Genomic DNA, 250 nt, shown 5'->3' with positions numbered 1-250 from the left:
CTCCTGAGCTGCGGGAACGGACTGGGGCGTAAAAGACCGAACATCTTCACCAAAAAACACCTTCGCCGCGCCGTCCGGCACGTCCCGCAGGACGGCGTGGCCGCTTCCGTCGAGTTTGCCAGCCAAGGTCGTTCCGTCCTCGAACACCACTTTGTAGGGAGCCTGCGGTACAGGCTTGAGATTGCCGTCCGTGAGATTGAGCTCAAGCTTGTTGTGGAGATCGCCCTTCGCGAGCACGGGCAGGTCATAC

General features: G+C 60.8%; 1 protein-coding gene. It reads right to left on the bottom strand.

Translation table 11 applies throughout. The features are described 5' to 3' along the window. Positions 1–250 (bottom strand): hypothetical protein (locus SB772_RS43925; RefSeq protein ID WP_410839016.1); only part of this gene is annotated, 250 nt, incomplete at both ends.

Source organism: Paraburkholderia sp. SIMBA_030 (assembly GCF_046535245.1).
Classification (GTDB): Bacteria; Pseudomonadota; Gammaproteobacteria; order Burkholderiales; family Burkholderiaceae; genus Paraburkholderia.
Note: the sequence above shows the minus strand (reverse complement) of the source record. Positions and strands in the feature narration are given on the sequence as shown.